Raw genomic sequence first — 21644 nt, forward strand, 5'->3', positions numbered from 1 at the left:
GAGCGAGCGTGTAAAGCCCTCGAAGTTACCGCCGGCTCACTGTCAGTGCGACAGGCCAGTGCAGCCGCTATCGGCGTGTAGCGCGCGATAAAAGTGCGTGTTCGGGAGTTACTCGACGTGGCTGACCGCGGCCTGGTACTGCTCGGCGACCTCGTCCCAGTCGACGACCTCGAAGAAGGCGTCGATGAAGTCGCCGCGTGCCGGACCGTAGTCGTAGTAGTACGAGTGCTCCCAGACGTCGAGGGCCAGAATCGGGTGCGAGCCCCAGAGAGCGCCCTGGTCGTGTTTGTCGACCGCGACGTTGCGCAGCTGCTTTGCAACCGGGTCGTACACGAGCAGCGCCCAGCCGCCGGCAGCGGACGCGGCGGCCTCGAACTCGCCTTTCCAGCCTTCGTAGGACCCGAAGTCCTCCTCGATGCGAGCGGCGAGTTCGCCCTCGGGCTCACCGCCGCCGTTGGGGTCCATGTTGTCCCAGAACAGCGTGTGGAGATAGTGGCCACTGCCGTTGTGGGTGACGTTCCCCAGGGCGCCGGCGGAGGAACCGAACTCCCCCGACTCGCGGTTCTCGGCCAGCGTCTCCTCGGCCGACTGAAGCCCGTTTACGTACCCCTGATGGTGGGTGTCGTGGTGCCAGGTGAGCACCTGTTCGGAGATGTGTGGTTCGAGGGCATCGTAGTCGTACGGGAGCGGTGGCAGTTCAGGTTCTGAGTGTTCGGACATATGAAATCACCTACACAGTAACAGTCGGGCGGACGACTTTTAAACGTTTAGAAGACGTATGATACCACACCACATACAGTTCGGCCCGGCGAGCGGAGCCGTCGCGACGCTTCTCGAAATAAACTGGCCGGGCTAGGGGGACCCGTTGTGTCAGGAGTAGCTGGTAGCCTGTCCGTCACTGGCGTCCGTCCGCGGGAAGGTCAGTTCGAGCGAGGTGTGTTCTCCGTCCGTCCCGATTCGGATGGTGCCCTCAGCCTGTTGGACGCCCCAGTTGACGAGCCACCGGCTCATGTCGGCCCGGTCCGACGGCCGTGGCTGGGCCTCCCCGCGGAGCACCGCCCGTTCGTGGTCCGACAGCGGCCGGCCGCTGTCACTGACCGAGACGGTGACGGCCGCCGGACCGGCGTTGACCGAGATCCCGACGACGGGGTCTGCCCCCTCCTGCAGGGACCGTTCGGCGGCGTGACGCAGCGAGACGCGAAAGACGGGTTCGAACAGGCCGCTGCAGTAGGCCCACTCGCCCAGCGTCGCATCGAGGACGAACGAGACTCCGGGGCACCACTCCCGGGCCGCGTCGATCTCCTCGTGGATTATCGGGACGATGTCGGCCGGCTGTTCGGCTTCCGGTTCGGCCATCGACGCCAGCTCGCCGGCGCGGTCGCTCACACCCAACGCGGCGGCAACGCGTTCGCGCACCGTGTCGATATCGGTCACTCCCTCGTCGCCGTCGTCGACCGCCCGCTGGACCGTCGTCATCTCCTCTTGAATCGTCGCCCGGAGTACGTCGGTGAGCGTGTCCAGTCGCTGCTTGCGCTCGCGGCGTTCGGTCACGTCCCGCAGCGTCACCACGGCGCCGAACGTGTGGTCGCCGTCGCCGTAGATCGGCGTCCGCTGGACGTCGTAGTAGTCCGTGACGCCGTCCGTTTCGACGGTGACTGTCCCACCGGACTCGACGCCCAGTCCGGTGACGGCCTCGCTCGACCGCCCCAGCAGCGTCTCCCGGTCGCCGTCCGCGAGCGAAAGCGCAGCGGCGTTACAGTCGACGACGGTGCCGCCCCTGTCGAGGACGAACGTCGGGTCGTCGGTGGACGCTACTGCCGTTTCGCTGGCCAGATGGTTCGGCACCGGCGCCTGTCTGAATATGTCGAACTCCACGATAGCGAGCGTCGCCAGCCCGCTCGACAGCGCGAACGTCATCGGCGTCAGTTTGACCGCACTGGGTCCGACCGACCACAGCACGTCGACGATACTCACCACGAGGGGGATGACACCGGCGCCGATCAGTGCAGCTGCCTGTTTCGTGTACAGCGACCGGCGGTCGAGGATGAACTCAACGAGGAGTATCGCACTCCCCGTGACGAGCAGCCATGAGTAGACGGACAGAACCAGGTAGAGTGGGCCGGGGATGCCTGTCGCCACCGTCGCGCTGTCGATGGTGGCGATTTCGACGCGCTCGCGTACTGTCGGCACGTACGACACGCCCGCCGCGACGGCGGTGACCACCGGGATGACAGCGAGTCCCGTCACTCGGCGCCACGTGAGATGCTCGCCCCGACCGGTGTACTCGACGACGAAGACCGCCCAGGCCAGCGGGACCACGGTCCCACCCACCCACTCCAGTTGCGAGAAGGTGACTGTCACCGAGCGCGACGGAGCGAATATCTGGCCCACGTAACAGACGAGCCACCAGAGCTCCGCCACGAGCCCGACCAACAGCGCCTTCGCCCCGGGCATCGCCAGGTTGCGAGCGACGAGTGTGGCGGCCAGCACACTGAGGAGTATCGAGGCAGCGAGCGCCGCGAGGAGCATCACTGCTTGCACGAGTTGGCGTATCGTTCACATGTGTTTACTTAAACACAACGCGTTCCGTCCGGACGACACCCCTATGGGCGGAGACACGAGGGGGTCGCCCGTGTGCCGTGTCGTCTGACTGCTCCACAGTCACTTACTGGTCGCCGCCCCGTTTCGAGGCGACGGGACGCCCAAGCGTCGGCCCGCGCTCGCGGGTCGTCGCTCCCCGCTTGCAGTACCGAGGGCCGACTCCCTCAGATACGTTCAGTCGTCGCCCCTCGCTACCTCGAACATCTCGATAGCGTCCTCCCGCCGCTGGCCGTGGTCGACGATGGGGTCCGGATACTCCGGCGCCGCCGACCGCCGCTGGGTCAGGGAGGCCTCGTGCCACTCGTGGATTATCTCGGCCCCGGCGTCCCGGAGTTCGGGGACGTAGCGCTTGATGTACTCGGCGTCGGGGTCGTAACGCTCGCCCTGGGTCATCGGGTTGAAGATGCGGAAATAGGGCTGGGCGTCGGTCCCCGTCGAGGCGGCCCACTGCCAGCCGCCGTTGTCGTTTGCGGTGTCGTGGTCGACCAGCTTCTGGCGGAACCAGTCGTACCCCTCCCGCCAGTCGATGAGGAGGTCCTTCGTCAGGAACGAGGCGACGATCATCCGCACGCGGTTGTGCATGAACGCCTCCTCGCGGAGCTGTCGCATCCCCGCGTCGACGATGGGATAGCCCGTCTCGCCGTCCTTCCAGGCCTGCAGGGCCTCGGGGTCGTCGTTCCACTGAATCGGGCGCTCGTAGGACTTGTAATTCGCCGTGACGACGTTCGGGTTGGCAAAGAGAACCTGCGTGTAGAACTCCCGCCAGGCCAGTTGGGACTGGAACTCGGCGACCGACTCGTCCCGCTCGCTGCCGGGCTCGACGGCGCTTCGGGCCCGTGCGGTCTCCGCGTACACTTCACGGATGCCGATGGTGCCGAACTTCAGGTGGGCCGAGAGCCGCGAGGTACACTCGTCGGCGGGGTAGTCCCGGCGGTCGTCATAGCGGTAGATACCGTCGTCGAGAAACCCATCGAGCAGCTCGCGGGCCGGGGCGGTTCCCGCCGGTGGCACGTCGGCCTCGGGTTCGTCGAACCCCAGGTCGGCAAGCGTCGGCAGGTCGGTGTCGTCCTCGAACTCGACGAGCGCCTCGGCCGCCGGCGGGTCGTATGGCGCCTCCTTCTCGCGGTCCTGCCACTTCCGACCGAAGTACGTGAAGACGCTGTAGGGGTCGCCGTCGTTGGTCGTAATCTCGCCCGGCTCGTGACAGACCGCGTTCCGGACAGCTTCCCGGGCCACGTCGGCGTCGTCCAGCGCTTGGCGGACGGCGGCGTCGCGCTCGCGGGCCAGTCCCGAGTAGTCTTTGCTCCACGTCACCCGGTCGGCGCCGTGCTCGGTCGCCAGGGCGGGCAGGGCCTCCCGCGGGTCGCCGTGGACCACGAGCAGGTCGCTGTCGCGCTCGCGGTACCACTCCCGGAGTCGTGCGAGCGCATCGAGCATGAACGCCACCCGTGGCGGGCCGGCGTGAGCGAGCACGTCCTCGTCGAAGACAAACACCGGGAGGACGGGGTCGTCGGCGCCCGCGCGGGCCAGTCCCGCGTTGTCCGCCGCCCGGAGGTCCCGCCGGTGCCAGTGTACGTACATACCGGGTGTCTGGGACCCGGCACTCAAAAAGGCGTACCCAACGTCGACAGCAACGTTTTGGTCACGCGGGCAATCTGCCGTGATATGACCGACGACGCGGTACTGCTGACAGTCGACGACGGGGTGGCCACCATCACGCTCAACCGACCGGACGAGCGCAACGCCCTGGCGGAACCGACGGCCACACGGCTCGTCGAGCGGTTCGACGCCGTCGCCGACAGCGACGCCCGCTGTGTCGTCGTCCGCGGGGCGGGGTCGGCGTTCTGTGCCGGCGGCGACGTCGCCGCGCTGGTCGACGGCGTCGACAGCGACCGGCCGCCGACCGAGCGCGTGGCGACCGTCGAGGCTATCAACGACGCCGTCGCGGCGGGCCACAACTGCCGGCTGCCGGTGGTCGCGGCCGTCGACGGGCCCACGTTCGGGGCCGGCGCGGGGCTGGCCCTGGCCTGTGATATCCAGCTGGCCAGCCCGGATGCCAAGATCGGCTTCGGCTCCCGGCGGCTCGGGCTCCCCGTCGACGCCGGCGTCTCGTATTTCCTCCCTCGCATCGTCGGCCCGAACAAGGCCAAGGAGCTCGTCTTCACCGGCGAACTGCTCGACGCCGACAGCGCCCGCGAACTGGGCGTTTTCACCCGGCTGTTCGAGCGCGACGCCTTCGAAGCGGGCGTCGAGAACCTCGTCTCGACTATCGCCGAGGGGCCGACGGTCGCACTCTCACAGGCCAAAGCGCTCATCGACCGCGGCACCGCCTCGACGTTCGAGGCGGCCATAGAGCGTGAAGCGACCGCTCACGGGCTGGCCGCCACCACCGACGACCACGCGGAAGGGACGACAGCGTTCCTCGAACAACGGGAACCGGAGTTCTCTGGGCGGTAAAGCGTCGCCACTGCTGGGGTCACGAACGGGAGAATCGACCGGCTACAGTTTGCTCTCGGCGTCTTCGGCGAGCTCTTTCATCCGCTTGCCGACCCGACCGGCGTCGGAGAACTCGTCTTCGCTCATCGCCGTCGCCAGTGCGTTCCCGAGGACGAAGACGGCGTGTTTGTGCTCGCTTTTCGACTTGTGGACGTCGGACGGACGCACGTCCAGCTCGCCGTAGGGGTCGAACAGCCCCGGGTCGACGGTGTCCATCTCGTCGCGGAAGAACTCCATGATGGTCACCATCTGTTCGTGTAATTCGAGTAGCTCGTCTTTGTGCATTGTTGTGGAGATTATTCGGTCGGACCCGTATAAGAATTGCCCGAGACGGTGTACCAGACTGACACGTCGGGGCACTGTTCGCGGCCAAGAAGTCCGTTCACAGGCCCGTTCCTCGTCGGTTTCGCGCCCATCGCGAAACGGGTCCCTGGGATTTCGAACGGCACCGTTCGCTACCCCGTTTTCAGAACACGTACTCGTCGTCGTGGCCCATCATACCGTCTTCTTCTTCGAAGCCCGGTTCTTCGTCGTCGTCCGTCGGTCCGGAGGTCTTGTACGCCTTCAGACCGGTCGCCAGGAGGTCCTCGATGGCCTCCTCGCGATTGAGGAACTCGCCCTGCTCGACCAGCTGAGCGATCTGCATTTCGAGGTGCTCAGGGATGTTGATCTCTACCTTTGGCATCGCAACGTTGGGTCCTTTGAGCAAGGTACATTTAAACTTGGCGGGGGTAGGCAGCGGCCGTTTACACGGTAAAGTCCCCCTGTCCGGTCCGGGCTGACGGAAGGTCGCGACTACCACGGGCCGACTCTGTCCGCCACGCGGCGTCGCCGGAGGTGAGGGTATAGTCAGGCTCAAAGGGGACCACTCCTAAGGGCGATGTGATGGAACCACTGCGTGGTGCGCACTCGACGGTCGGTGAGACGACGGTCGTCACACGCGGGTGCCGGCTCGGTCCGGGCGCGGTCCGGACCGTCCTGGAGGCCGACAGACGGCCGCGTTTTGGCTGGTCGACGCCGACGGAATCTATCGCCGCCGCCGGGGCCGCCGCCACCGTGACCGCCGAGGGGTCGTCGCGCTTTGACGACGTGCGCGCGGCGACCGAATCGCTGTTTGACAGCTGTGAGACGCCGCCGGGCGGCCTCCCGAGCGCGGCCCGCCCGCGGCTGTTTGGCGGGTTCGCCTTCCACGACGGCGACCACGACGGCGAGGCCTCGCCCTGGACCGAGTTTCCCGGGGCCGCCTTCTTCCTGCCCGAAGTGCAGGTGACCGAACGCGACGGGTGCCGCTGGCTCACGACCGCGGCGGCCGGCGAGGACGCCATAGACCGCGCCGAGGCGCGACTCGCCACGTGGAAAGACCGACTGGCCGACGAGCCGGCGGTCGACGCAAAGCGTAGACCCGGTATCGCCTCCCGGGAACGCACCCCCTCGCAGGCCGCCTGGCGGGAACAGGTCGGCCGGGCGCTCGAAAGCGTCGAGGAGGGGCGGCTCCGGAAGGTCGTCCTCGCGCAGGCGCTGCGGGTCCACCTCCAGTCCGACCTGTCGGTGCCCGACGTGTTCGCCCGGCTGGCCGAGACGTATCCGGACTGCTACCGGTTCATGTTCTCGCCGACCGAGGGCGCCACGTTCTACGGCGCGACGCCCGAGCGGCTGGTCTCGCTGCGGGGTCGTACGGTCCGGACGGAGGCCCTGGCCGGCTCGACCGGCCGCGGGGACACGCCCGCCGAAGACGAGTGGCTCGCCGCGGAGCTGCTCGAAAGCACCAAGGACATCCACGAACACGAACTCGTCGCGGAGGCCGTCCGCGACCAGCTAGACCCCTACGCCGCGTCGGTCCGCATCGGCGACCGGACCGTCCGCCGGCTGGCGACGGTCCAGCACCTCCGGACCTCGATAACGGCCGAGCTGGCCGACGACGAACACGTCCTCTCGCTCGTGGACGCGCTCCATCCCACGCCCGCAGTCGGCGGTCTGCCGCCCGACGAGGCGCTCCGCACGATACGGGAGACAGAGGCGTTCGACCGCGGCTGGTACGCCGCGCCCATCGGCTGGGTCGACGCCGCCGGCAACGGGACCTTCGCCGTCGGCATCCGCTCGGCGGTGGCCACGGAGCGAACGGCGACGCTGTTTGCCGGTGCGGGTATCGTCGCCGACAGCGACCCGGACCGCGAGTGGGACGAAGTGCAACTGAAGTACCGGCCGATGCTCGACGAACTCGAATGAGCCACCCGAACGTCAACACCCTCTGGGCCGAGACGCTGGTCGAGGAACTGGTTGCCGCCGGTGTCGAGGCCGTCTGTGTCTCGCCGGGCAGCCGCTCGACGCCTCTCACCGTGGCCTGTGCCGAACACCCCGACCTCCGCGTCTACTCGCACCTGGACGAGCGCTCCTCGGCCTTTTTCGCGCTGGGGCGGGCCAAGCGGACCGGCGAGCCGACGCCGCTGATCTGTACCTCCGGCACCGCGGCGGCGAACTTCCACCCCGCGGTCATCGAGGCCAGCCAGTCCGGCGTGCCGATGCTCCTGTTGACGGCGGACCGGCCGCCGGAACTCACTGATTCGGGCGCGAACCAGACCATCGACCAGGAGAAGCTGTACGGCGACGCCGTCCGCTGGTACCGCGACATGCCCGAACCCGAGGCCGAAGCGCGGAAGGTGCGGATGCTGCGGACCACGGTCGCGCGGGCGCTCGCTAACACTATCGGGAGCGACCCCGGGCCGGTCCATCTGAACTGCCGCTTTCGGAAGCCACTGGAGCCGACCCAGGTCCCCGACGACCACCCCGAGGGCGTGCCCGAGGACTGGGCCGGCGGCGACCGACTCGCCGCCGAGGGCCGCGACGGCCCCTTCGTCAGGACCGCCCAGGGCGCCGGCGAACTCGACGAGGGCGACCTGTCACGGGTCCGTTCAGCCGTCGACGCCGCCGACGGCGGGCTCGTCGTCGCGGGGCCAGCCGACGGCGGGCTCGGTCCCGATGCGCTCGAAGCGCTGGCCGAAGCGACCGGGTTCCCCGTACTCGCGGACCCGCTCTCGGACCTCCGCTTTGGCCCGCACGTCGACGAGATTCCCGTCTTCGGCGGCTACGACGCCTACCTCGGGACCGACGCCGTGGCCGACTGGTCCGACCCGGAGGTCGTCCTCCGCTTCGGTGCCTCGCCGACCTCGAAGCCCCTCCGTCAGTTCCTTCGGGACGCCGACTGCCGGCAGTTCGTCGTCGACCCCGCCGGTCGCTGGACGGAGGCGACTTTCACTGCCAGTGACCTGCTGGTGGCGGACCCCGACGCGACGGCGCGGGGTGTCGCGGCGGGGGTCGCCGAGCCGGCCGACCCGGCATGGGTCGACCGGTTCCGGCGCGCCGAGGGTGTCCACCGGGAGACGGTCGCAGAGGCGCTCGCCGGCGACTACTGGGAGGGCGGCGTGCTGGCGGACGTGGCGCGGCTGGCGCCCGACCCGGCGACGCTGTTCGTCTCCAACAGCATGCCCGTCCGTGACCTGGACCGCTTCGGGGAGCCACGCGAAGCCGACCTCACGGTGCTTGGCAACCGCGGCGCCAGCGGCATCGACGGCATCACCTCGACGGCGCTGGGCGCGGGCAGCGCCACCGACGACCCGCTCGTCCTGGTCACCGGCGACCTGGCCTATTACCACGACATGAACGGGTTGCTCGCGCTCGCTCGCTGTGGCGTCGACGCCACCATCGTCCTCGTGGACAACGACGGCGGCGGCATCTTCCACATGCTGCCTATCGCCGGCCACGACACCTTCGAGGAGCAGTTCAGGACGCCCCACGGGCTCGACTTCGAGCCGACCGGCGACCTCTATGGCCTCGACTTCGAGCGCGTCGCGGACCGCTCGGCGTTCGTCGATGCCTTCGAAGACTCCGTCGGGAGCGACGGGACACAGGTGCTCTCGGTTGCGTTCGACGCCGACGCGAGCCACGCGCGACGAGACAGCCTCCAGCAGCGTCTCGTCGAGTCGCTCTAGTACCGCAGCGCGGCGGCCGTCAGCACCGAGAAGCCAAAGGGGAGCACGGTCCCGGCGAGGACGGCGAGCCCGACGACCGAGAGGTAGCCGACGCCAAACACCGCCAGCCCCACGAGGCTGAGAGCGCTCCAGCCGCCAAAGAGCAACAGCGCGACCCGGGGCATCGACTGGAGATACGTTATGGTCAACAGCGTACACGCCCCGAGTACGAGATTGACAAACAGCGGGAACGCCGGCAGGAGCGCGGAGAACAGCAACACCGGATACAGCGCAAAGAAGATACCGAGCAGGGTCAGCTCCTGTCCCTGGGGTAACAGCCGCCCGCGGCTCGTCGGCGTGCCCACGTCCTCGCGGACGCTGTAGGTGTTCGTCGCGCTCGCCTCGTCGGTGGGCCCCGCTCGCCGGCCGCCCGCCGACGCCACACCGGAGTCGGCCGTACTCGCCGCGGCGTCGCCGGCCCCCTGGGCGGCCTGTCGGCGTCGCTGTCGCGCCTCGCGTGCTCGCCGACGCGCTTCTCTGACCCGCTCCCTCGCCCGCCGTTCCCGCCGTGCGCGGTTTCGAGTCTCACTCCCGGACGCGTCCGTCCCGGTCCTGTCGGTCGCTCTTTCGCTGTCGGCGTCCGCCTGATTCGTCTCGGCGTCCCCGCCGCTCGCTGACGGCGTCCCGTCACTGACGTAGGCGTCGTGGCCCAGCCGGTCGTAGCGGGCCCGCTCCTCGTCGTCGACCAGTACGTCGCGGGCCTCGATGAGCGCCTTCGTGGCCCGACCCGCATCGTCGTCGTCGCTCACGTCGGGGTGGGTCTCCTTGAGGCGCTCCCGATAGGCGGTCTCTATCTCGTCGGTCGTCGCGTCCTCGGCGACGCCGAGCACGTCGTAGAACGTCTCAGTCATGGCGGGCCGCGTTGGTACGTAGTCGGCAACACCGTGGAATAAACCCTCGTCACCCGTCGTGCCGGGTGTCGGTGTCAGCCCGTTGCTCGATAAGCCGTTCGAGGGCCCGGGCGATACGGCCCAGGGTGACGATGAGTTCGAACAACAGATAGGTGAACCAGATAGCGGCGACGGCGACGACGCCGAGCAGTATCTGCTGGGCGATGACCAGGCTGTAGGCCACTATCAGCAACGAGACGGCGCCGAGAGCGATTCGCCGGGCCGGGCGGGTGGAGAGCATACGGTTTGCATGACAACTCACTGGGTCGAAAAGCTTTCGAGGCCTCACCGGGACGTTTTTGGCCGTCTCGGCCCGCAACGAAGGTATGGTCTCAGAGATTTTCGACCCGGCCCGCTGGGAGCCCATCGAGCGGTTCGAGTTCAGCGACATCACCTATCACCGCTCGACGGAGACGGGCGCGGTCCGCATCGCCTTCGACCGTCCCGAGAAGCGCAACGCCTTCCGCCCCGAGACGGTCGACGAGCTCTCGGCGGCGCTGGACCACGCCAAGCGGCTCACCGACGTGGGCTGTGTCCTGCTGACGGGGAACGGCCCCTCCGAGAAGGACGGCGGCTGGGCCTTTTGCTCGGGGGGCGACCAGAGCATCAGGGGCGAGAGCGGGTACGAATACGAGGCGGATGAAGATAGCGAGTCGCGAAGTGACTCGAACAGCCGAGCGGGGAGCGACGCGACCCGCGAGGCAGCCGTCGGCGACGAGGACGCCCCGGAAAACGTCGGCCGCCTCCACATTCTGGAGGTCCAGCGCCAGATTCGCCACATCCCGAAACCGGTCGTCGCCGCCGTCCCCGGCTGGGCCGTCGGCGGCGGCCACTCCCTGCACGTAGTCTGTGACCTCACCATCGCCAGCGAGGAACACGCGAAGTTCCTCCAGACTGACCCCGACGTGGGCAGCTTCGACGGCGGCTTCGGCTCCGCGTATCTCGCGCGGCAGGTCGGCCAGAAGAAGGCCCGCGAGGTGTTCTTCCTCGGGAAGACCTACTCCGCACAAGAGGCCGCCGACATGGGGATGGTCAACGAGGTCGTCCCGCACGCGGAACTGGAAGACACCGCCATCGAGTGGGCCGAGCGGATGAACGAGAAGTCGCCGACCGCGATGCGGATGCTGAAGTACGCGTTCAACCTCGACTCCGACGGGATGGTCGGACAGCAGGTCTTCGCCGGCGAGGCGACCCGACTGGCGTACATGACCGACGAAGCACAGGAGGGCCGGGACGCGTTCAACGAGGGTCGCGAGCCCGATTTCAGCGACGAGCCCTGGCACTACTGAGACGCCGATACCGGGGCGGTAGGCGTCACCCCTCGCCGACCATCCGGTCTTCGTCGTCCCACTCCTGCTGGCGTAGTTCGTACTTCTGGACCTTCCCGGTCGCCGTCGTCGGGAGCGACTCGACGAACTCGACCCTGCTGATGGCCTTGTAGGTCGCCAGGTGCTTGCGGGTGAACTCGACCAGTTCGTCCACGTCGGTCCCGGGATCTTCGGGGTCGCCGGAGGCCGGGACGACAAACGCCTTGGGCGTCTCGCCCCACTGGCTGCTGGGGGCCGGGACGACTGCGACGTCGGCGACTTCCTCGTGTTCGAACAGGGTGTCCTCCAGTTCGATGCTAGAGATGTTCTCCCCGCCGGAGATGATGATGTCCTTCTCGCGGTCCTGTATCGCGAGCATTCCCTTCTCGTTGACGACGGCGAGGTCGCTAGTGTGGAACCACCCCTCGCGCTTGTCGTTGAACGCTTTCTCGGTCGCGTCGGGCTTGTTCCAGTAGCCTTCCATGACCTGGTTGCCGCGGACGACGATTTCGCCGATCGTCTCGTCGTCCCACGGGACCTCGTTGCCGTCGTCGTCGACGACTGCAATCTCGGTCGCCAGCGGCGCGATGCCCTGACGCTTTTTGAGCGCGAAGCGCCCCTCGCTGTCCTCGTCTATCAGGCGACGGGTCGCCGAGGTGCCGATAAGCGGACCGGTCTCGGTCGCACCGTAGAGCTGGCGGAAGTGCCAGCCGAACGTTTCTTCGACGGTTCGGATGATGCTTTCCGGCGGCGCGGCACCGGCTGCGGTGACGCGCATCGGGTTGTCGCCCTCGGTGGAGACGTCGTTTTCCTCGTGGTACTCGTCGAGCATGTTGAGCACCGTCGGCGCACAGCAGAGGAACGAGACGTCTTCCTGGTTGATCTGCCGGAATATCTCTCCGGCGTCGACACCGCGGGTACAGACGTGTTTCGCGCCCATGCCCGTAATGGCGTAGATGTGGCCCCAGCCGTTGACGTGGAACATCGGCAGCGTCCACAGGTAGACGTCGTCGTCGGTAATCTCGTGGTGAATCGTCACGAGCTGGGCGTGCAGCGACTCGGTGCGGTGGGTCCGCATGACTCCCTTCGGGTCGCCGGTCGTCCCGGAGGTGTAGTTGATGGTGATGACGTCGTCCTCGTCCATCGGCGGGCGCTCGAAGGTTCCGTCGGACGCGACGACCTCGTCGAACGACTCCCAGTCGCCGTCGACGGCGTCAGTGTCGTTCGTGATGAACGTCGTCGTCGGCACCTCATCGCGCACGGCCTCGATCTTCTCGGCGTGCTCGTAGTCGGCGTAGATGGCGTCGACACCGGCGTCGTTGAGGATGTACTCGAAGTCGTCCGGGACCAGCCGGTAGTTCAGTGGCGTGTGGACCGCCCCGAGTTGCATGATGCCGTAGGCCGCTTCGAGGTGGTAATGCGTGTTCGGGTCCAGCACGGCGACGCGGTCGCCCTTCTCGATGCCGCGGGCCGAAAGCGCCGCGGCGAACCCGTCGGCGCGGGCGCCCAACTCGTCGTACGTGTACCGTTCACCGGTCGTAGCGATGACGGCCTCCTCGTCGCCGTAGTACCGGCGCGCGCGGTCGAGGAAATCCGTCACGAGGAGTGGCTTCTCCATCGTGGTGAGCCATACGATTAATGGTTATATAACAACTTTGTCTTTTCTCTGACCAACGGCGGCCCTGACCCGGGGCGAACGCCGAAGACGCGGCCCGCTGAAACACCCGCGCCAGACTCCGGCCTCAGCTTCGTGTCGACGTTCCCGGGGGCGTATCCGCCGGCGGGAACGTGAGTTCGACGACCGTCCCGGGGTCGGTGTCCCCGATGTCGAAGGTCCCGCCGCTGTTTACCGCCATCCAGCGGACGAACCACAGCCCGAGTCCGGTTGTGTGCTGGAGGTCCGACTCGGTGCCCTCGTTCAGCGCCGCCAGTTCGACCTCGGAGAGCCCCTCGCCGTCGTGGCTGACACGGACGACGGCGCGGTCGTCGTCGGTCGTCATCTCGACCGTGACCTCGACACGGGCGCCGGCTTTCGCGGCCCGCTCCAGCAGCTCGGTCATCGCCAGCTCGAAGGAATTGTGCGCCCTGGCCCACAACTCGTCCGGGACGTCGACGGCAAAGGTGGCGCCGTCGAACTCCAGTCGCGTCTCCTCGACGGCGTGGACGGTCCGGGCTGCGATATCGACCGGCCCCGTCCGCTCGTCGCCCACCGGGTCGACAGTGTCGTTGAACTTCCGCGCCGTCTCGGCCAGTTCCAGCAGTTCCCCACCGACCCGCTCGATAGTCGCCGCCGCGTCTGTCGCGGCCTCGTCGGCGCTGTGCCACTGTATCTGCTCGGCCTGTGCCAGCATCACCAGCAGCTTGTTCCGGAGGTTGTGTCGCAGGACGCGATCGAGCACCGAGAGCCGGGATTCCCGCTCCCGTTCCTCGGTGATATCCCGGCTCACACAGACGATGCCCTCGAACTTCTCTGTGGGTAACACCGCCACCGTGGTCTGGAACCGCCGCGGCCGCCCGTCCGTGTTCTCGACGACGGTCCCGACAGTCATCTCGCTCGTGTCCGACTCGGTCAGATTGAGCGCCGCCGCATGGAGCACTTCCGCGTGGTCCCGCCCGAACACGGACGAGACGTGCGTCCCCAGTATCTCCGCTTCGGGTCGCTGGGCGAACGCCTCCGCGGCGTCGTTCAGCAGGGTGAACTCGAGCTGCCCGTCGAGCGCGTAAATCGGGTCCCCGGCCGCGGTGACGATCTCCTCGTAGCGCTGGAGCAGTCGGGTCCGCTCGACGCGTTCGGTGGCGTCCTCCTGAAAGCCGACGAAGTGGGTCACCCCCGCTTCGCCGTACACCGGCGAGATATCGAGGGCGTTCCAGAACAGCTCGCCGCTCTTCCGGTAGTTCCGCAACAGCACGCTCACCGGCCGCTCCTCGTCGATGGCTCGTCGCACCTCCCGGACGGGCCCGTCCTCGGTTTCGGGGCCCTGCAGGAACCGGCAGTTCCGTCCGAGCACCTCGGAGCGGTCGTAGCCCGTTATCTCGAGAAAGGCGTCGTTGACGTACCGGAACTCCTGGTCGCCCCCGGCGTCGGCGATGGAAATGCCCGTCTTCGCGTCGTCCATCGCACGGGCAAACAGCGCCAGCTGCTCGGACTGGGTGCGGGACCTGAGCAGCGCCGAGACCCGATGTCGGAAGATCCGCTTCGAGGTGGGGACCGCGAGCACGTCGTCGATGCTGTCCCAGTAGGGTCGGGCGGCCTGTTCGGACTCGTTCGGCCCCAACACCAGGAGGACCGGGAGCCTGACCGAGCCGAGCTCGGCGCGGCGCTCCTCGACGCTGTCGACTATCGACGGGAACGACCCCGTATCGGCGACACAGAGGTCGAACCGCGGGAGCGGGTCCGTCCCGTCGACGGTGACAACCTCCAACTCCGTCGTGTGAAGCTGGTCGGCGAGTAGCTCACGGTCGCGGGGGTTCGAGATATGCAACAGGACGCGGGGCGGCCTGTTGCGGAGCGCGTCGACGCCCCGGAACGAGGAGTCGTACATCAGTCGGGCTGTCGCGTCGGTGTCCCCGTCAGCACCCCTCGGAGGTCCGTCAGTGCCGCCCCGATGTGGATGCCGTCGTCCGCGACCCGAAACGCGCGGAGCGTCGATTCGAAGTCGCCGAACCGCTTTTTCAGTACGCCGATGGCCTTCTGTATCTCGCCGCCGACCTCGATGTAGCGGATGAAGACCACGCTGTCGGCCAGATAGCTGACGTGGGACTCGGACGCCTGGAAGTTACCGGTGACCGAGGAGAGCTCGTCGGTCAGTGCCACGGTGACGCCCATGTTCCGCAGGTAGCGACAGAGCGCGTGGAGCTCCTGGCGGAGTTCGGTGTCGGGGTTCCCGAGCGCGAGGCGGTAGCCCGCGGTCCCGTCGAGCAGGACAAAGTCGACGCCCCGCTCCTCGACGCCCGCCCGGACCTGGTGGGCGAACTCGTCGGCCGAGATGCTCAGTGGCTCGATCTCGTGGACCTCGAAGCTCCCCTCCTCGCGCAGCTCCTTTATACCCATCCCGATGGCCTCGGACCGGTGGCTGAAACTGCGGTCGGACTCCTCGAAGAGGTACGCCGCCGCCTTCTGGCCCCGCCGGGCGCTCGCCCGGGCCAGTGCGGTCCCGGTCGTCGACTTGCCGACCCCGCTTGGTCCGCTGATGAGAGTGATACTCCCGCGTTCGATACCGCCGCCCAACAGCCCGTCGAGCGCGTCGATATCGGTCGGGAGCGTCTCGTAGTCGAAAGCGCGGCTGTGAGCCTCCGGGACGAGGCTCGGGAAGACGGAGATGCCCCGGCCGCCGTCGATGCGGATGCCGTGGGGCCCGCTGTGAAAGCCCGACCCGCGGAACTTCTCGACTTCGAGCTCGCGGCCCCGCTCGGTCCGGCGCATCGTTATCGACCCGTCGGCGAGATACTGCAGGTCCTCGTCGGACTGCTCGGCGGTCGACTGCGTCGTAAACAGTGTCGTTATCCCGCGCTCTTTCAGATAGCTCATCAGCGACGCGGCGGTTCGCTTGAACTGGTACTCGTCGGGTGTGAGATGACGAAGGAGCGTCAGCGGGTCGATGAACACCCGGTCGGGGTCGTGGCGCTCGATGGCGTCGCTTATCTGTGAGACGATGTCGGTCGCCTCTACCTCGCCCGGGCCAAACACCGTGTAGTTGCCGTCGTCCATGAACTGCGTGGCGGAGGGGCTCATGTCCTCGATGACGACGTCGTCGAGGTCGAATCCCAGGCCCGCCGCGTTGGTCGCGATATCGTTCGCCGTCTCCTCGAACGCGAAGTACAGCGCCGTCTCGCCCGCGGCCACGCCGGCAGTCAGGAAGTGATAGCCGGCTATCGTCTTGCCGGTCCCCGAGTCGCCCCGGACGGTGTAGCTCCGCTCGCCGATAAAGCCGCCGTGGAGAATCTCGTCCAGACCGGCGAGGCCCGAGGAAATGCGGTGTTCCTCTCGCGAACTCATACCACGCCTTTCGGAGGATGCGGGAAAAGTGTAGCTCTTATATTTCCACTTCGCTCGGCGAATGTATGGTGCGGGCCGGCCCGGGGGCGAACCACAGTCGATTTGAGTCGAGGAGCCCAAATCCGCTCAATGAGTACCGCGACGCCGGATATCTCGAAACGCAAGGCGTGGCTCATGGCCGCGAGGCCACAGACGCTCCCCGCCGGCGCCGCCCCGGTCGTCGTCGGCGCCGGCCTGGCCGCTCACGCGGGCGTGTTCAGCCCGCTCGTGGCGCTTGCGGCGCTGGTCGGGGCCTTGCTCATCCAGGTCGGGACGAACTTCGCGAACGACTACTACGACGCTGTCAAGGGCGCCGACACCGACGAGCGCGAGGGGTTTACCCGCGTGACGGCCGGTGGACTCATCGAACCCGCGTCGGTCAAGCGGGCGATGATACTGACCTATGCGCTCGCCATCGCCGTCGGCGCGGCGCTCGTGGCCATCGGGGGCGTCCCCATCGTCGTCGTGGGCCTTTCGGGCATCGCAGCCGGTATCCTCTACACCGGCGGGCCGTTCCCATACGGCTACCGCGGCCTGGGCGACCTCTTCGTGTTCGTCTACTTCGGAGTGGTCGCCGTCACCGGCACCTACTACGTACAGGCCGTGGCGAGCATGCCCGCCGTCGGTACCTTCCCGACGACGCTGCCCCCGGGCAGCGTGCCGGTCGCCGCCGTCGTCGCGAGCCTCCCCGCCGCCGGGCTCTCGACGGCCATCCTCGTCGTCAACAACGTCCGCGACCGCGAGACCGACATGGCCGCGGGCAAGAAGACGCTCGCGGTGTATCTGGGCTACGGCCCGAGCCGCGCCGAGTACCTCGTTCTCGTCGGCATGGCCTACGTCGTCCCCGTGCTGTTCGCGCTCGACCCGGCGTACGGCCTGCCGGCACTGGCGCCGCTGCTTACGCTCCCGCTGGCGGTACGGAGCAGCCGGACCGTCCTCACCCGGACTGACGGCGAGGCGCTGAACCCAACGCTTGAACGGGTCGGCCAGACGCTCTTTGCCCACTCGCTGCTCTTTGCCGCGGGGCTTGCGCTCCCGCAGGTGCTATGAAGACCGATCCGTTCTCGCTCCCGCTGTCCAGCCCGCTCGCGACGGCCAGCGGGACTATCGAGACCCGCGAGGGCGTCGTCGTCCGCTACGACCACCGCGGCGAGACCGGCGTCGGCGAGGCGACGCCGCTGCCCGGCTGGACCGAACCGCTGAGCGACTGCAAGGCTGCGCTCGACACCGCCGCGGACGCCGACCGCCGGGGCGGCCACACCGCCGCCTTGCTCGAACTCGCGGCCGATACCGTTCCCGCGGCCCGCCACGGCTTCGCGACCGCCTTGCTCGACGCCGACGCCCGGGCCGACGGCGTCCCGCTCTATCGGTGGTTCGACGACGACCGCCGCTGTGAAAGCGTCCCGGTCAACGCCACCGTGGGCGATAACGACCCCGGCGCGACGGCCGACGCGGTCGCACGGGCGGTCGAGAGGGGCTACGACTGCTGCAAGGTGAAAGTGGGCGCCCGCCCGGTCGCGGCCGACATCGAGCGGCTCCGCGCGGTTCGGGAGCGCGTCGGCGACGACGTTCGGCTGCGAGCCGACGCCAACGGGGCCTGGGAGCTCGATGAGGCGGCCCGGGCGTTCGAGGCCTTCGCCGACCTCGGCGTCGACTACGTCGAACAGCCGCTCCCGGCCGACGACCTGGCCGGTCACGCCGACCTGCGGGGCGGTCCGGTCGGCGTCGCGCTGGACGAGTCCCTCATCGACGCGCGGGCCGATACAGTGCTCTCGGCCGACGCCGCCGACGTGTTGATACTGAAACCGATGGTGCTTGGCGGGCCGGGCAACGCCCACACGCTTGCGCTGCGCGCCCGTGACCGGGGCGTGGAGCCGGTAGTGACGACCACTATCGACGGCGTCGTCGCCCGGCTGGCGGCCCTGCACGTCGCCGCCGCCGTCCCCGACATCGGCGCCTGCGGGCTGGCGACGGGCGACCGGCTGGCGACGGACCTCGCGCCGGACCCGGCGACGGTCTCCGGCGGGCGGATGGCCGTGCCACAGGGCGACGGGCTCGGCCTCGACCCGTCGGAGGTGTCACCCGATGCCTGACCCGGTCGAGTGGCCGACGCGAGACCTGGTGAGCCACCGCGTTGGGGCGACGCCCGAACGGACCGCCGTGGTGGACGCCGACCGCGACACGGAGCGGACGTACCGGGAACTGGACGCCGCCGTCGATGCGGTCGCGGCCGCCTTCGACGCCCACTGTGTGGGAACGGGCGGCCCCGTCGCGGCGCTTGTCGACACCCGGCCCGCCGTCGCCGAGTTGCTCCACGGGGCGATGCGTACCGGCCGGACGTTCGCGCCGCTGAACGTCGAGCTCGACGCCGACACGCTCGGGAGCCAGCTCGACGCGCTCGGGGCCGACCTGCTGGTCTGTGAGCGGGCGACGGAGTCGCTGGCGACCGAAGTCGCGGACTGTCCGGTCGTCACCGTCGACGACCCCGCCGCGGCGGCCGTGGATGGTCTCCCCGACACGACACCACGACGGGACGTGACGCCGGTCGAACTACCGGAAGACGAGACCGGGCTGGTGCTGTTTACCTCGGGAACGACCAGCGAGCCCAAAGGCGTCCGCCTCACGCTTGGGAACCTCGTCGCCAGCGCGACCGCCTCGGCGTTCCGGCTGGGCGTCGTCCCCGGGGACCGGTGGCTGGTCTGTCTCCCGACCTACCACATGGGCGGGCTGGCACCCTTCGTCCGGTCGGCGCTGTACGGGACCGCTGCCGTCATCCAGCGGGAGTTCGAACCACAAGCGACGGCCCGGGTGATGGTCGACCACGGCGTGACGGGCGTCTCGCTCGTGCCGACGATCTGCAAGCGGCTGCTCGATGCGGGCTGGGAGCCGACCGACGCCCTCCGATTTGTCCTGCTTGGCGGCGGGCCCGCCTCCGCCGACCTCGTCGACCGCTGTCAGCGGCGGGGCGTGCCGGTCTGTCCGACCTACGGGATGACCGAGACGGCCTCCCAGATAGCGACGGCGCTGCCCGAGACGGCGTTCGCACACGGCGGAACCGTCGGCCAGCCACTCGTCAACACGACTGTGACTGTCCTATCCGCCGACGGCGAGCCTGTAGAACCGGGCCAGCGGGGTGAACTCGTGGTCTCGGGCCCGACGGTGACGCCGGGGTATCTGGACGACGACGCGACGGCCGCGGCGTTCAGCGACCGGGGATTCCACACCGGCGACCGCGGCTACCGCGACGAGGACGGGCGTCTCTGGGTCGTCGGCCGCGTCGACGACCGCATCGTCACCGGCGGCGAGAACGTCGACGCCGGGACGGTCGCCGCGGCGGTTCGGGACTGTCCCGGCGTCGAGGACGCCGCCGTCGTCGGCCTCCCCGACGAGGAGTGGGGCCAGCGCGTCGCGGCCCTGGTGGTCGGCGACACCGACGCCGAAACCGTCAGGGGCTGTTGCCGGGCCGAACTCGCCTCCTACGAGGTTCCCAAGACGGTTCGGGTGGTCGACGCCCTGCCCCGCACTCCCTCGGGGACGGTCGACCGGGACGCCGTCCGGCGGCAGTTGGGCGCGTAGGGCGGACGGGAAAGCCGTTTTTGCCTCCGGGTGCCTACGAGCGTCCGTGTGTACTATCGTCCTCGCCTGGCAGGTGTTCGAAGGGACGCCGATAGCGTTCGCGGCGAACCGCGACGAACTACTGGACCGCCCGTCCGAACCCCCCGAACGGCGCCAGTGGGGGCGCGAGGTCGTCGCGCCGGCCGACGCCGAGGCCGAGGGGACCTGGGTGGGGTACAACGAGGACGGGCTACTCGTGGCGGTCACCAACCGGTGGACCGACGCCGACCTCGCCGGCGAGCGCTCGCGCGGGCTGCTCGTGCGTGACTGTCTGAGCCACGGGAGCGCCGAGGACGCCGCTCGCGCCGTCGAGGGCGCGGTCCGCGAGGCGGAGTACGCCGGCTTCAACCTCCTGCTGGCCGACGAGAACGCCGCCGTCCTGCTTGAGTGGGACGGCCAGCTGGCGGTCCGGACGCTCGAACCCGGCGTCCACGTCGTCGTCAACGTCGGCGCCGACGGCGACTACCGGATTCCGGGCCACCGCCCCGACGTGGGCAAACAGCAGGCCGGCAACGCCGACCGCCTGCGGGAGGCCATGCAGGTCGAACCCGGCGAGGGCGCCGACTCGTGGCTCGACCGGGCCGGCGAGGCCATCGGCGACCACGACTACGGCGTCTGCGTCCACGGCGACGGCTTCGGGACCCGCTCGTCGTCGCTCATCGCGCTGGGCGAGAGCCGTCGCTACGAGTTCGCGGACGGCCCGCCCTGCACGGCGAGGTTCCGCCCCGTCGAAGGCCAGATTTAAGCGGCCGTCCGGCGGACGTTGTACCATATGAGTTCGGCAGCGTCGGAGGCGGACCTCTCTGAGGACGAGCGTGCCGGATTGGAGCTCATCCGCGAGTCCGGCGGCATCCACCAGAGCGACTTCTGGAAGGAGCTCGACGTCTCCTCCCGGAAGGGCAGTCGTATCGTCGAGTCCCTCTTCGAGAAGGGGCTCATCCAGCGCGAGGACACGGTCTATGAGGGCCACAACACCTACTTCCTCACGCCCGCGGCACGGGACCTGGATTTCTCCCTGCTGATGGCCGGCGACCAGCTCTCGCCGTTTATCGGCGACGAGGAGGTCGACCCACACGACGACACGTTCTCCCAGTGGGTCATGACGCTCGCGTACCAGGACTGAACCCGGTTCTCGCTGTCGCTACGTACGTCGGAAAACGGAGAACTCGGAGAGCCATAAGACGGGCGTCGTAGCTGCGTCCCGGGGGAACGGAACGACAGCGGTCCGTCTCAGTCTTCGAGCGCGTCGGCGATACGGTCGAGCGTGCGTCGCACGTCGTGGACCTCGTCCCGTAGCTTGCGGATTTCGCGGGTCAGCTCCTCGTTGTCGCTGCCCCCTTCCTGTGCCTGCCCGGGCGCACCGCCCGGACCGCCGGGACCGCCGCCCATGCCGCCGGGGCCGCCGCCGCCCATCATGCCGCCCATCATCTGCGCGAAGGGGTTGCCGCCGCCGCCCATGCCGCCGGGGCCGCCACCGCCGCCCATCATCTCTTCCATGCGTTCCTCGCGGCTCATCTCCTCGCCCTCTCCCTCGCCTTCCTCGGCGCGCTTCTGTCGGATCTCCTCGACGCGCTCGCGGAAGGACTTCTCCTCGCCGTCGTCGTTCGATTCGGCCGCCTCGTCGTCTGTCTCTGGTTCGTCGTCAGCCATGAATCCGGATTCGACTGGCCGGCGG

The 21644-nt window shown here is 68.6% G+C and carries 20 protein-coding genes; 9 read left to right on the plus strand and 11 right to left on the minus strand.

Annotation, left to right across the window (positions count from 1 at the left end; translation table 11 throughout):
* Positions 1–108: 108 nt before the first annotated feature.
* The 3 genes from sod to VJ162_RS02580 all read right to left on the minus strand — a co-directional run bounded on the left by sod (position 109) and on the right by VJ162_RS02580 (position 4182).
* Entirely contained in the window at positions 109–720 is a 612-nt protein-coding gene (gene sod, locus VJ162_RS02570; protein WP_324662183.1) for a superoxide dismutase, read from the minus strand.
* A gap of 150 nt (positions 721–870) precedes the next feature.
* Entirely contained in the window at positions 871–2529 is a 1659-nt protein-coding gene (locus tag VJ162_RS02575) for a histidine kinase N-terminal 7TM domain-containing protein (protein WP_324662964.1), read from the minus strand.
* Between the two features lie 246 nt (positions 2530–2775).
* On the minus strand, positions 2776–4182 hold the full coding sequence (locus tag VJ162_RS02580) for a cryptochrome/photolyase family protein (protein WP_324662184.1): 1407 nt from the start codon (positions 4180–4182) through the stop codon (positions 2776–2778).
* Between the two features lie 84 nt (positions 4183–4266).
* On the opposite strand from VJ162_RS02580, the gene VJ162_RS02585 reads away from it, so the two are divergent.
* A complete protein-coding gene (locus tag VJ162_RS02585) occupies positions 4267–5058 on the plus strand; it encodes an enoyl-CoA hydratase/isomerase family protein (protein WP_324662185.1) in 792 nt (263 codons plus the stop codon).
* Positions 5059–5100: 42 nt separating this feature from the next.
* Here the strand turns inward: VJ162_RS02585 and VJ162_RS02590 are convergent, their stop codons facing one another.
* Positions 5101–5382 (minus strand): UPF0058 family protein, encoded by a 282-nt coding sequence (locus tag VJ162_RS02590; protein ID WP_220587408.1) that lies wholly within the window; start codon positions 5380–5382, stop codon positions 5101–5103.
* Between the two features lie 181 nt (positions 5383–5563).
* On the minus strand, positions 5564–5782 hold the full coding sequence (locus VJ162_RS02595; protein WP_324662187.1) for a ribbon-helix-helix domain-containing protein: 219 nt from the start codon (positions 5780–5782) through the stop codon (positions 5564–5566).
* 200 nt (positions 5783–5982) lie between these two features.
* On the opposite strand from VJ162_RS02595, the gene VJ162_RS02600 reads away from it, so the two are divergent.
* Complete coding sequence (locus VJ162_RS02600; protein ID WP_324662189.1) at positions 5983–7323, plus strand: isochorismate synthase; 1341 nt, start codon at positions 5983–5985, stop codon at positions 7321–7323.
* Positions 7320–9083 carry a 2-succinyl-5-enolpyruvyl-6-hydroxy-3-cyclohexene-1-carboxylic-acid synthase gene (gene menD, locus VJ162_RS02605; protein WP_324662190.1) on the plus strand — a complete coding sequence of 588 codons (1764 nt, stop codon included), beginning with the start codon at positions 7320–7322 and terminating at the stop codon, positions 9081–9083. Before VJ162_RS02600 ends, menD begins: the two co-directional genes overlap by 4 nt.
* Here menD and VJ162_RS02610 read toward each other — a convergent pair.
* The gene (locus tag VJ162_RS02610; protein WP_324662191.1) at positions 9080–9973 is read right to left on the minus strand and encodes a J domain-containing protein; all 894 of its coding nucleotides are present in this window, start codon (positions 9971–9973) and stop codon (positions 9080–9082) included. The two genes, menD and VJ162_RS02610, sit on opposite strands and share 4 nt — an antisense overlap.
* Before the next feature lie 49 nt (positions 9974–10022).
* Positions 10023–10253 carry a hypothetical protein gene (locus tag VJ162_RS02615; protein ID WP_324662192.1) on the minus strand — a complete coding sequence of 77 codons (231 nt, stop codon included), beginning with the start codon at positions 10251–10253 and terminating at the stop codon, positions 10023–10025.
* 85 nt (positions 10254–10338) lie between these two features.
* On the opposite strand from VJ162_RS02615, the gene VJ162_RS02620 reads away from it, so the two are divergent.
* Positions 10339–11301: a 1,4-dihydroxy-2-naphthoyl-CoA synthase gene (locus VJ162_RS02620; RefSeq protein ID WP_324662193.1), complete on the plus strand. Its 963-nt coding sequence runs from the start codon at positions 10339–10341 to the stop codon at positions 11299–11301.
* Between the two features lie 25 nt (positions 11302–11326).
* On the opposite strand, the gene VJ162_RS02625 is transcribed toward VJ162_RS02620, so the two are convergent.
* The 3 genes from VJ162_RS02625 to VJ162_RS02635 form a co-directional block, all read right to left on the minus strand.
* Positions 11327–12937, minus strand: a complete 1611-nt coding sequence (locus tag VJ162_RS02625; RefSeq protein WP_324662195.1) for a long-chain-fatty-acid--CoA ligase — start codon at positions 12935–12937, stop codon at positions 11327–11329.
* Between the two features lie 124 nt (positions 12938–13061).
* Positions 13062–14861 (minus strand): PAS domain S-box protein, encoded by a 1800-nt coding sequence (locus VJ162_RS02630; protein WP_324662197.1) that lies wholly within the window; start codon positions 14859–14861, stop codon positions 13062–13064.
* Complete coding sequence (locus VJ162_RS02635) at positions 14861–16315, minus strand: ATPase domain-containing protein (RefSeq protein WP_324662199.1); 1455 nt, start codon at positions 16313–16315, stop codon at positions 14861–14863. The genes VJ162_RS02630 and VJ162_RS02635 overlap by 1 nt, the downstream gene beginning before the upstream one ends.
* Positions 16316–16444: 129 nt before the next feature.
* Between VJ162_RS02635 and VJ162_RS02640 the strand changes: the two genes are divergently transcribed.
* Genes VJ162_RS02640 through VJ162_RS02660 form a run of 5 tightly spaced genes read left to right on the plus strand, consistent with a single transcriptional unit; the run spans position 16445 to position 21092 of the window.
* The gene (locus tag VJ162_RS02640; protein ID WP_324662201.1) at positions 16445–17404 is read left to right on the plus strand and encodes a 1,4-dihydroxy-2-naphthoate polyprenyltransferase; all 960 of its coding nucleotides are present in this window, start codon (positions 16445–16447) and stop codon (positions 17402–17404) included.
* Positions 17401–18447 (plus strand): mandelate racemase/muconate lactonizing enzyme family protein, encoded by a 1047-nt coding sequence (locus VJ162_RS02645; RefSeq protein ID WP_324662203.1) that lies wholly within the window; start codon positions 17401–17403, stop codon positions 18445–18447. Before VJ162_RS02640 ends, VJ162_RS02645 begins: the two co-directional genes overlap by 4 nt.
* Positions 18440–19930, plus strand: a complete 1491-nt coding sequence (locus VJ162_RS02650; RefSeq protein WP_324662205.1) for a class I adenylate-forming enzyme family protein — start codon at positions 18440–18442, stop codon at positions 19928–19930. Before VJ162_RS02645 ends, VJ162_RS02650 begins: the two co-directional genes overlap by 8 nt.
* A gap of 46 nt (positions 19931–19976) precedes the next feature.
* The gene (locus VJ162_RS02655) at positions 19977–20714 is read left to right on the plus strand and encodes an NRDE family protein (protein ID WP_324662206.1); all 738 of its coding nucleotides are present in this window, start codon (positions 19977–19979) and stop codon (positions 20712–20714) included.
* Between the two features lie 27 nt (positions 20715–20741).
* Positions 20742–21092, plus strand: coding sequence for a helix-turn-helix transcriptional regulator (locus VJ162_RS02660; protein WP_262177796.1), 351 nt, complete (start codon positions 20742–20744; stop codon positions 21090–21092).
* A 107-nt stretch (positions 21093–21199) separates the two neighbouring features.
* Here the strand turns inward: VJ162_RS02660 and VJ162_RS02665 are convergent, their stop codons facing one another.
* A complete protein-coding gene (locus VJ162_RS02665) occupies positions 21200–21619 on the minus strand; it encodes a hypothetical protein (protein WP_324662208.1) in 420 nt (139 codons plus the stop codon).
* Positions 21620–21644: the final 25 nt, after the last annotated feature.

The organism is Haloarcula sediminis (genome assembly GCF_035656455.1).
Lineage (GTDB): Archaea > Halobacteriota > Halobacteria > Halobacteriales > Haloarculaceae > Haloarcula > Haloarcula sediminis.

What these genes read in the sequence shown, in the direction of transcription:
- sod (WP_324662183.1), bottom strand. Translation starts at nt 720, where the DNA reads ATGTCCGAACACTCAGAACCTGAACTGCCACCGCTCCCGTACGACTAC.
- VJ162_RS02575 (WP_324662964.1), bottom strand. Translation starts at nt 2,529, where the DNA reads ATGCTCCTCGCGGCGCTCGCTGCCTCGATACTCCTCAGTGTGCTGGCC.
- VJ162_RS02580 (WP_324662184.1), bottom strand. Translation starts at nt 4,182, where the DNA reads ATGTACGTACACTGGCACCGGCGGGACCTCCGGGCGGCGGACAACGCG.
- VJ162_RS02585 (WP_324662185.1), top strand. Translation starts at nt 4,267, where the DNA reads ATGACCGACGACGCGGTACTGCTGACAGTCGACGACGGGGTGGCCACC.
- VJ162_RS02590 (WP_220587408.1), bottom strand. Translation starts at nt 5,382, where the DNA reads ATGCACAAAGACGAGCTACTCGAATTACACGAACAGATGGTGACCATC.
- VJ162_RS02595 (WP_324662187.1), bottom strand. Translation starts at nt 5,782, where the DNA reads ATGCCAAAGGTAGAGATCAACATCCCTGAGCACCTCGAAATGCAGATC.
- VJ162_RS02600 (WP_324662189.1), top strand. Translation starts at nt 5,983, where the DNA reads ATGGAACCACTGCGTGGTGCGCACTCGACGGTCGGTGAGACGACGGTC.
- menD (WP_324662190.1), top strand. Translation starts at nt 7,320, where the DNA reads ATGAGCCACCCGAACGTCAACACCCTCTGGGCCGAGACGCTGGTCGAG.
- VJ162_RS02610 (WP_324662191.1), bottom strand. Translation starts at nt 9,973, where the DNA reads ATGACTGAGACGTTCTACGACGTGCTCGGCGTCGCCGAGGACGCGACG.
- VJ162_RS02615 (WP_324662192.1), bottom strand. Translation starts at nt 10,253, where the DNA reads ATGCTCTCCACCCGCCCGGCCCGGCGAATCGCTCTCGGCGCCGTCTCG.
- VJ162_RS02620 (WP_324662193.1), top strand. Translation starts at nt 10,339, where the DNA reads ATGGTCTCAGAGATTTTCGACCCGGCCCGCTGGGAGCCCATCGAGCGG.
- VJ162_RS02625 (WP_324662195.1), bottom strand. Translation starts at nt 12,937, where the DNA reads ATGGAGAAGCCACTCCTCGTGACGGATTTCCTCGACCGCGCGCGCCGG.
- VJ162_RS02630 (WP_324662197.1), bottom strand. Translation starts at nt 14,861, where the DNA reads ATGTACGACTCCTCGTTCCGGGGCGTCGACGCGCTCCGCAACAGGCCG.
- VJ162_RS02635 (WP_324662199.1), bottom strand. Translation starts at nt 16,315, where the DNA reads ATGAGTTCGCGAGAGGAACACCGCATTTCCTCGGGCCTCGCCGGTCTG.
- VJ162_RS02640 (WP_324662201.1), top strand. Translation starts at nt 16,445, where the DNA reads ATGAGTACCGCGACGCCGGATATCTCGAAACGCAAGGCGTGGCTCATG.
- VJ162_RS02645 (WP_324662203.1), top strand. Translation starts at nt 17,401, where the DNA reads ATGAAGACCGATCCGTTCTCGCTCCCGCTGTCCAGCCCGCTCGCGACG.
- VJ162_RS02650 (WP_324662205.1), top strand. Translation starts at nt 18,440, where the DNA reads ATGCCTGACCCGGTCGAGTGGCCGACGCGAGACCTGGTGAGCCACCGC.
- VJ162_RS02660 (WP_262177796.1), top strand. Translation starts at nt 20,742, where the DNA reads ATGAGTTCGGCAGCGTCGGAGGCGGACCTCTCTGAGGACGAGCGTGCC.
- VJ162_RS02665 (WP_324662208.1), bottom strand. Translation starts at nt 21,619, where the DNA reads ATGGCTGACGACGAACCAGAGACAGACGACGAGGCGGCCGAATCGAAC.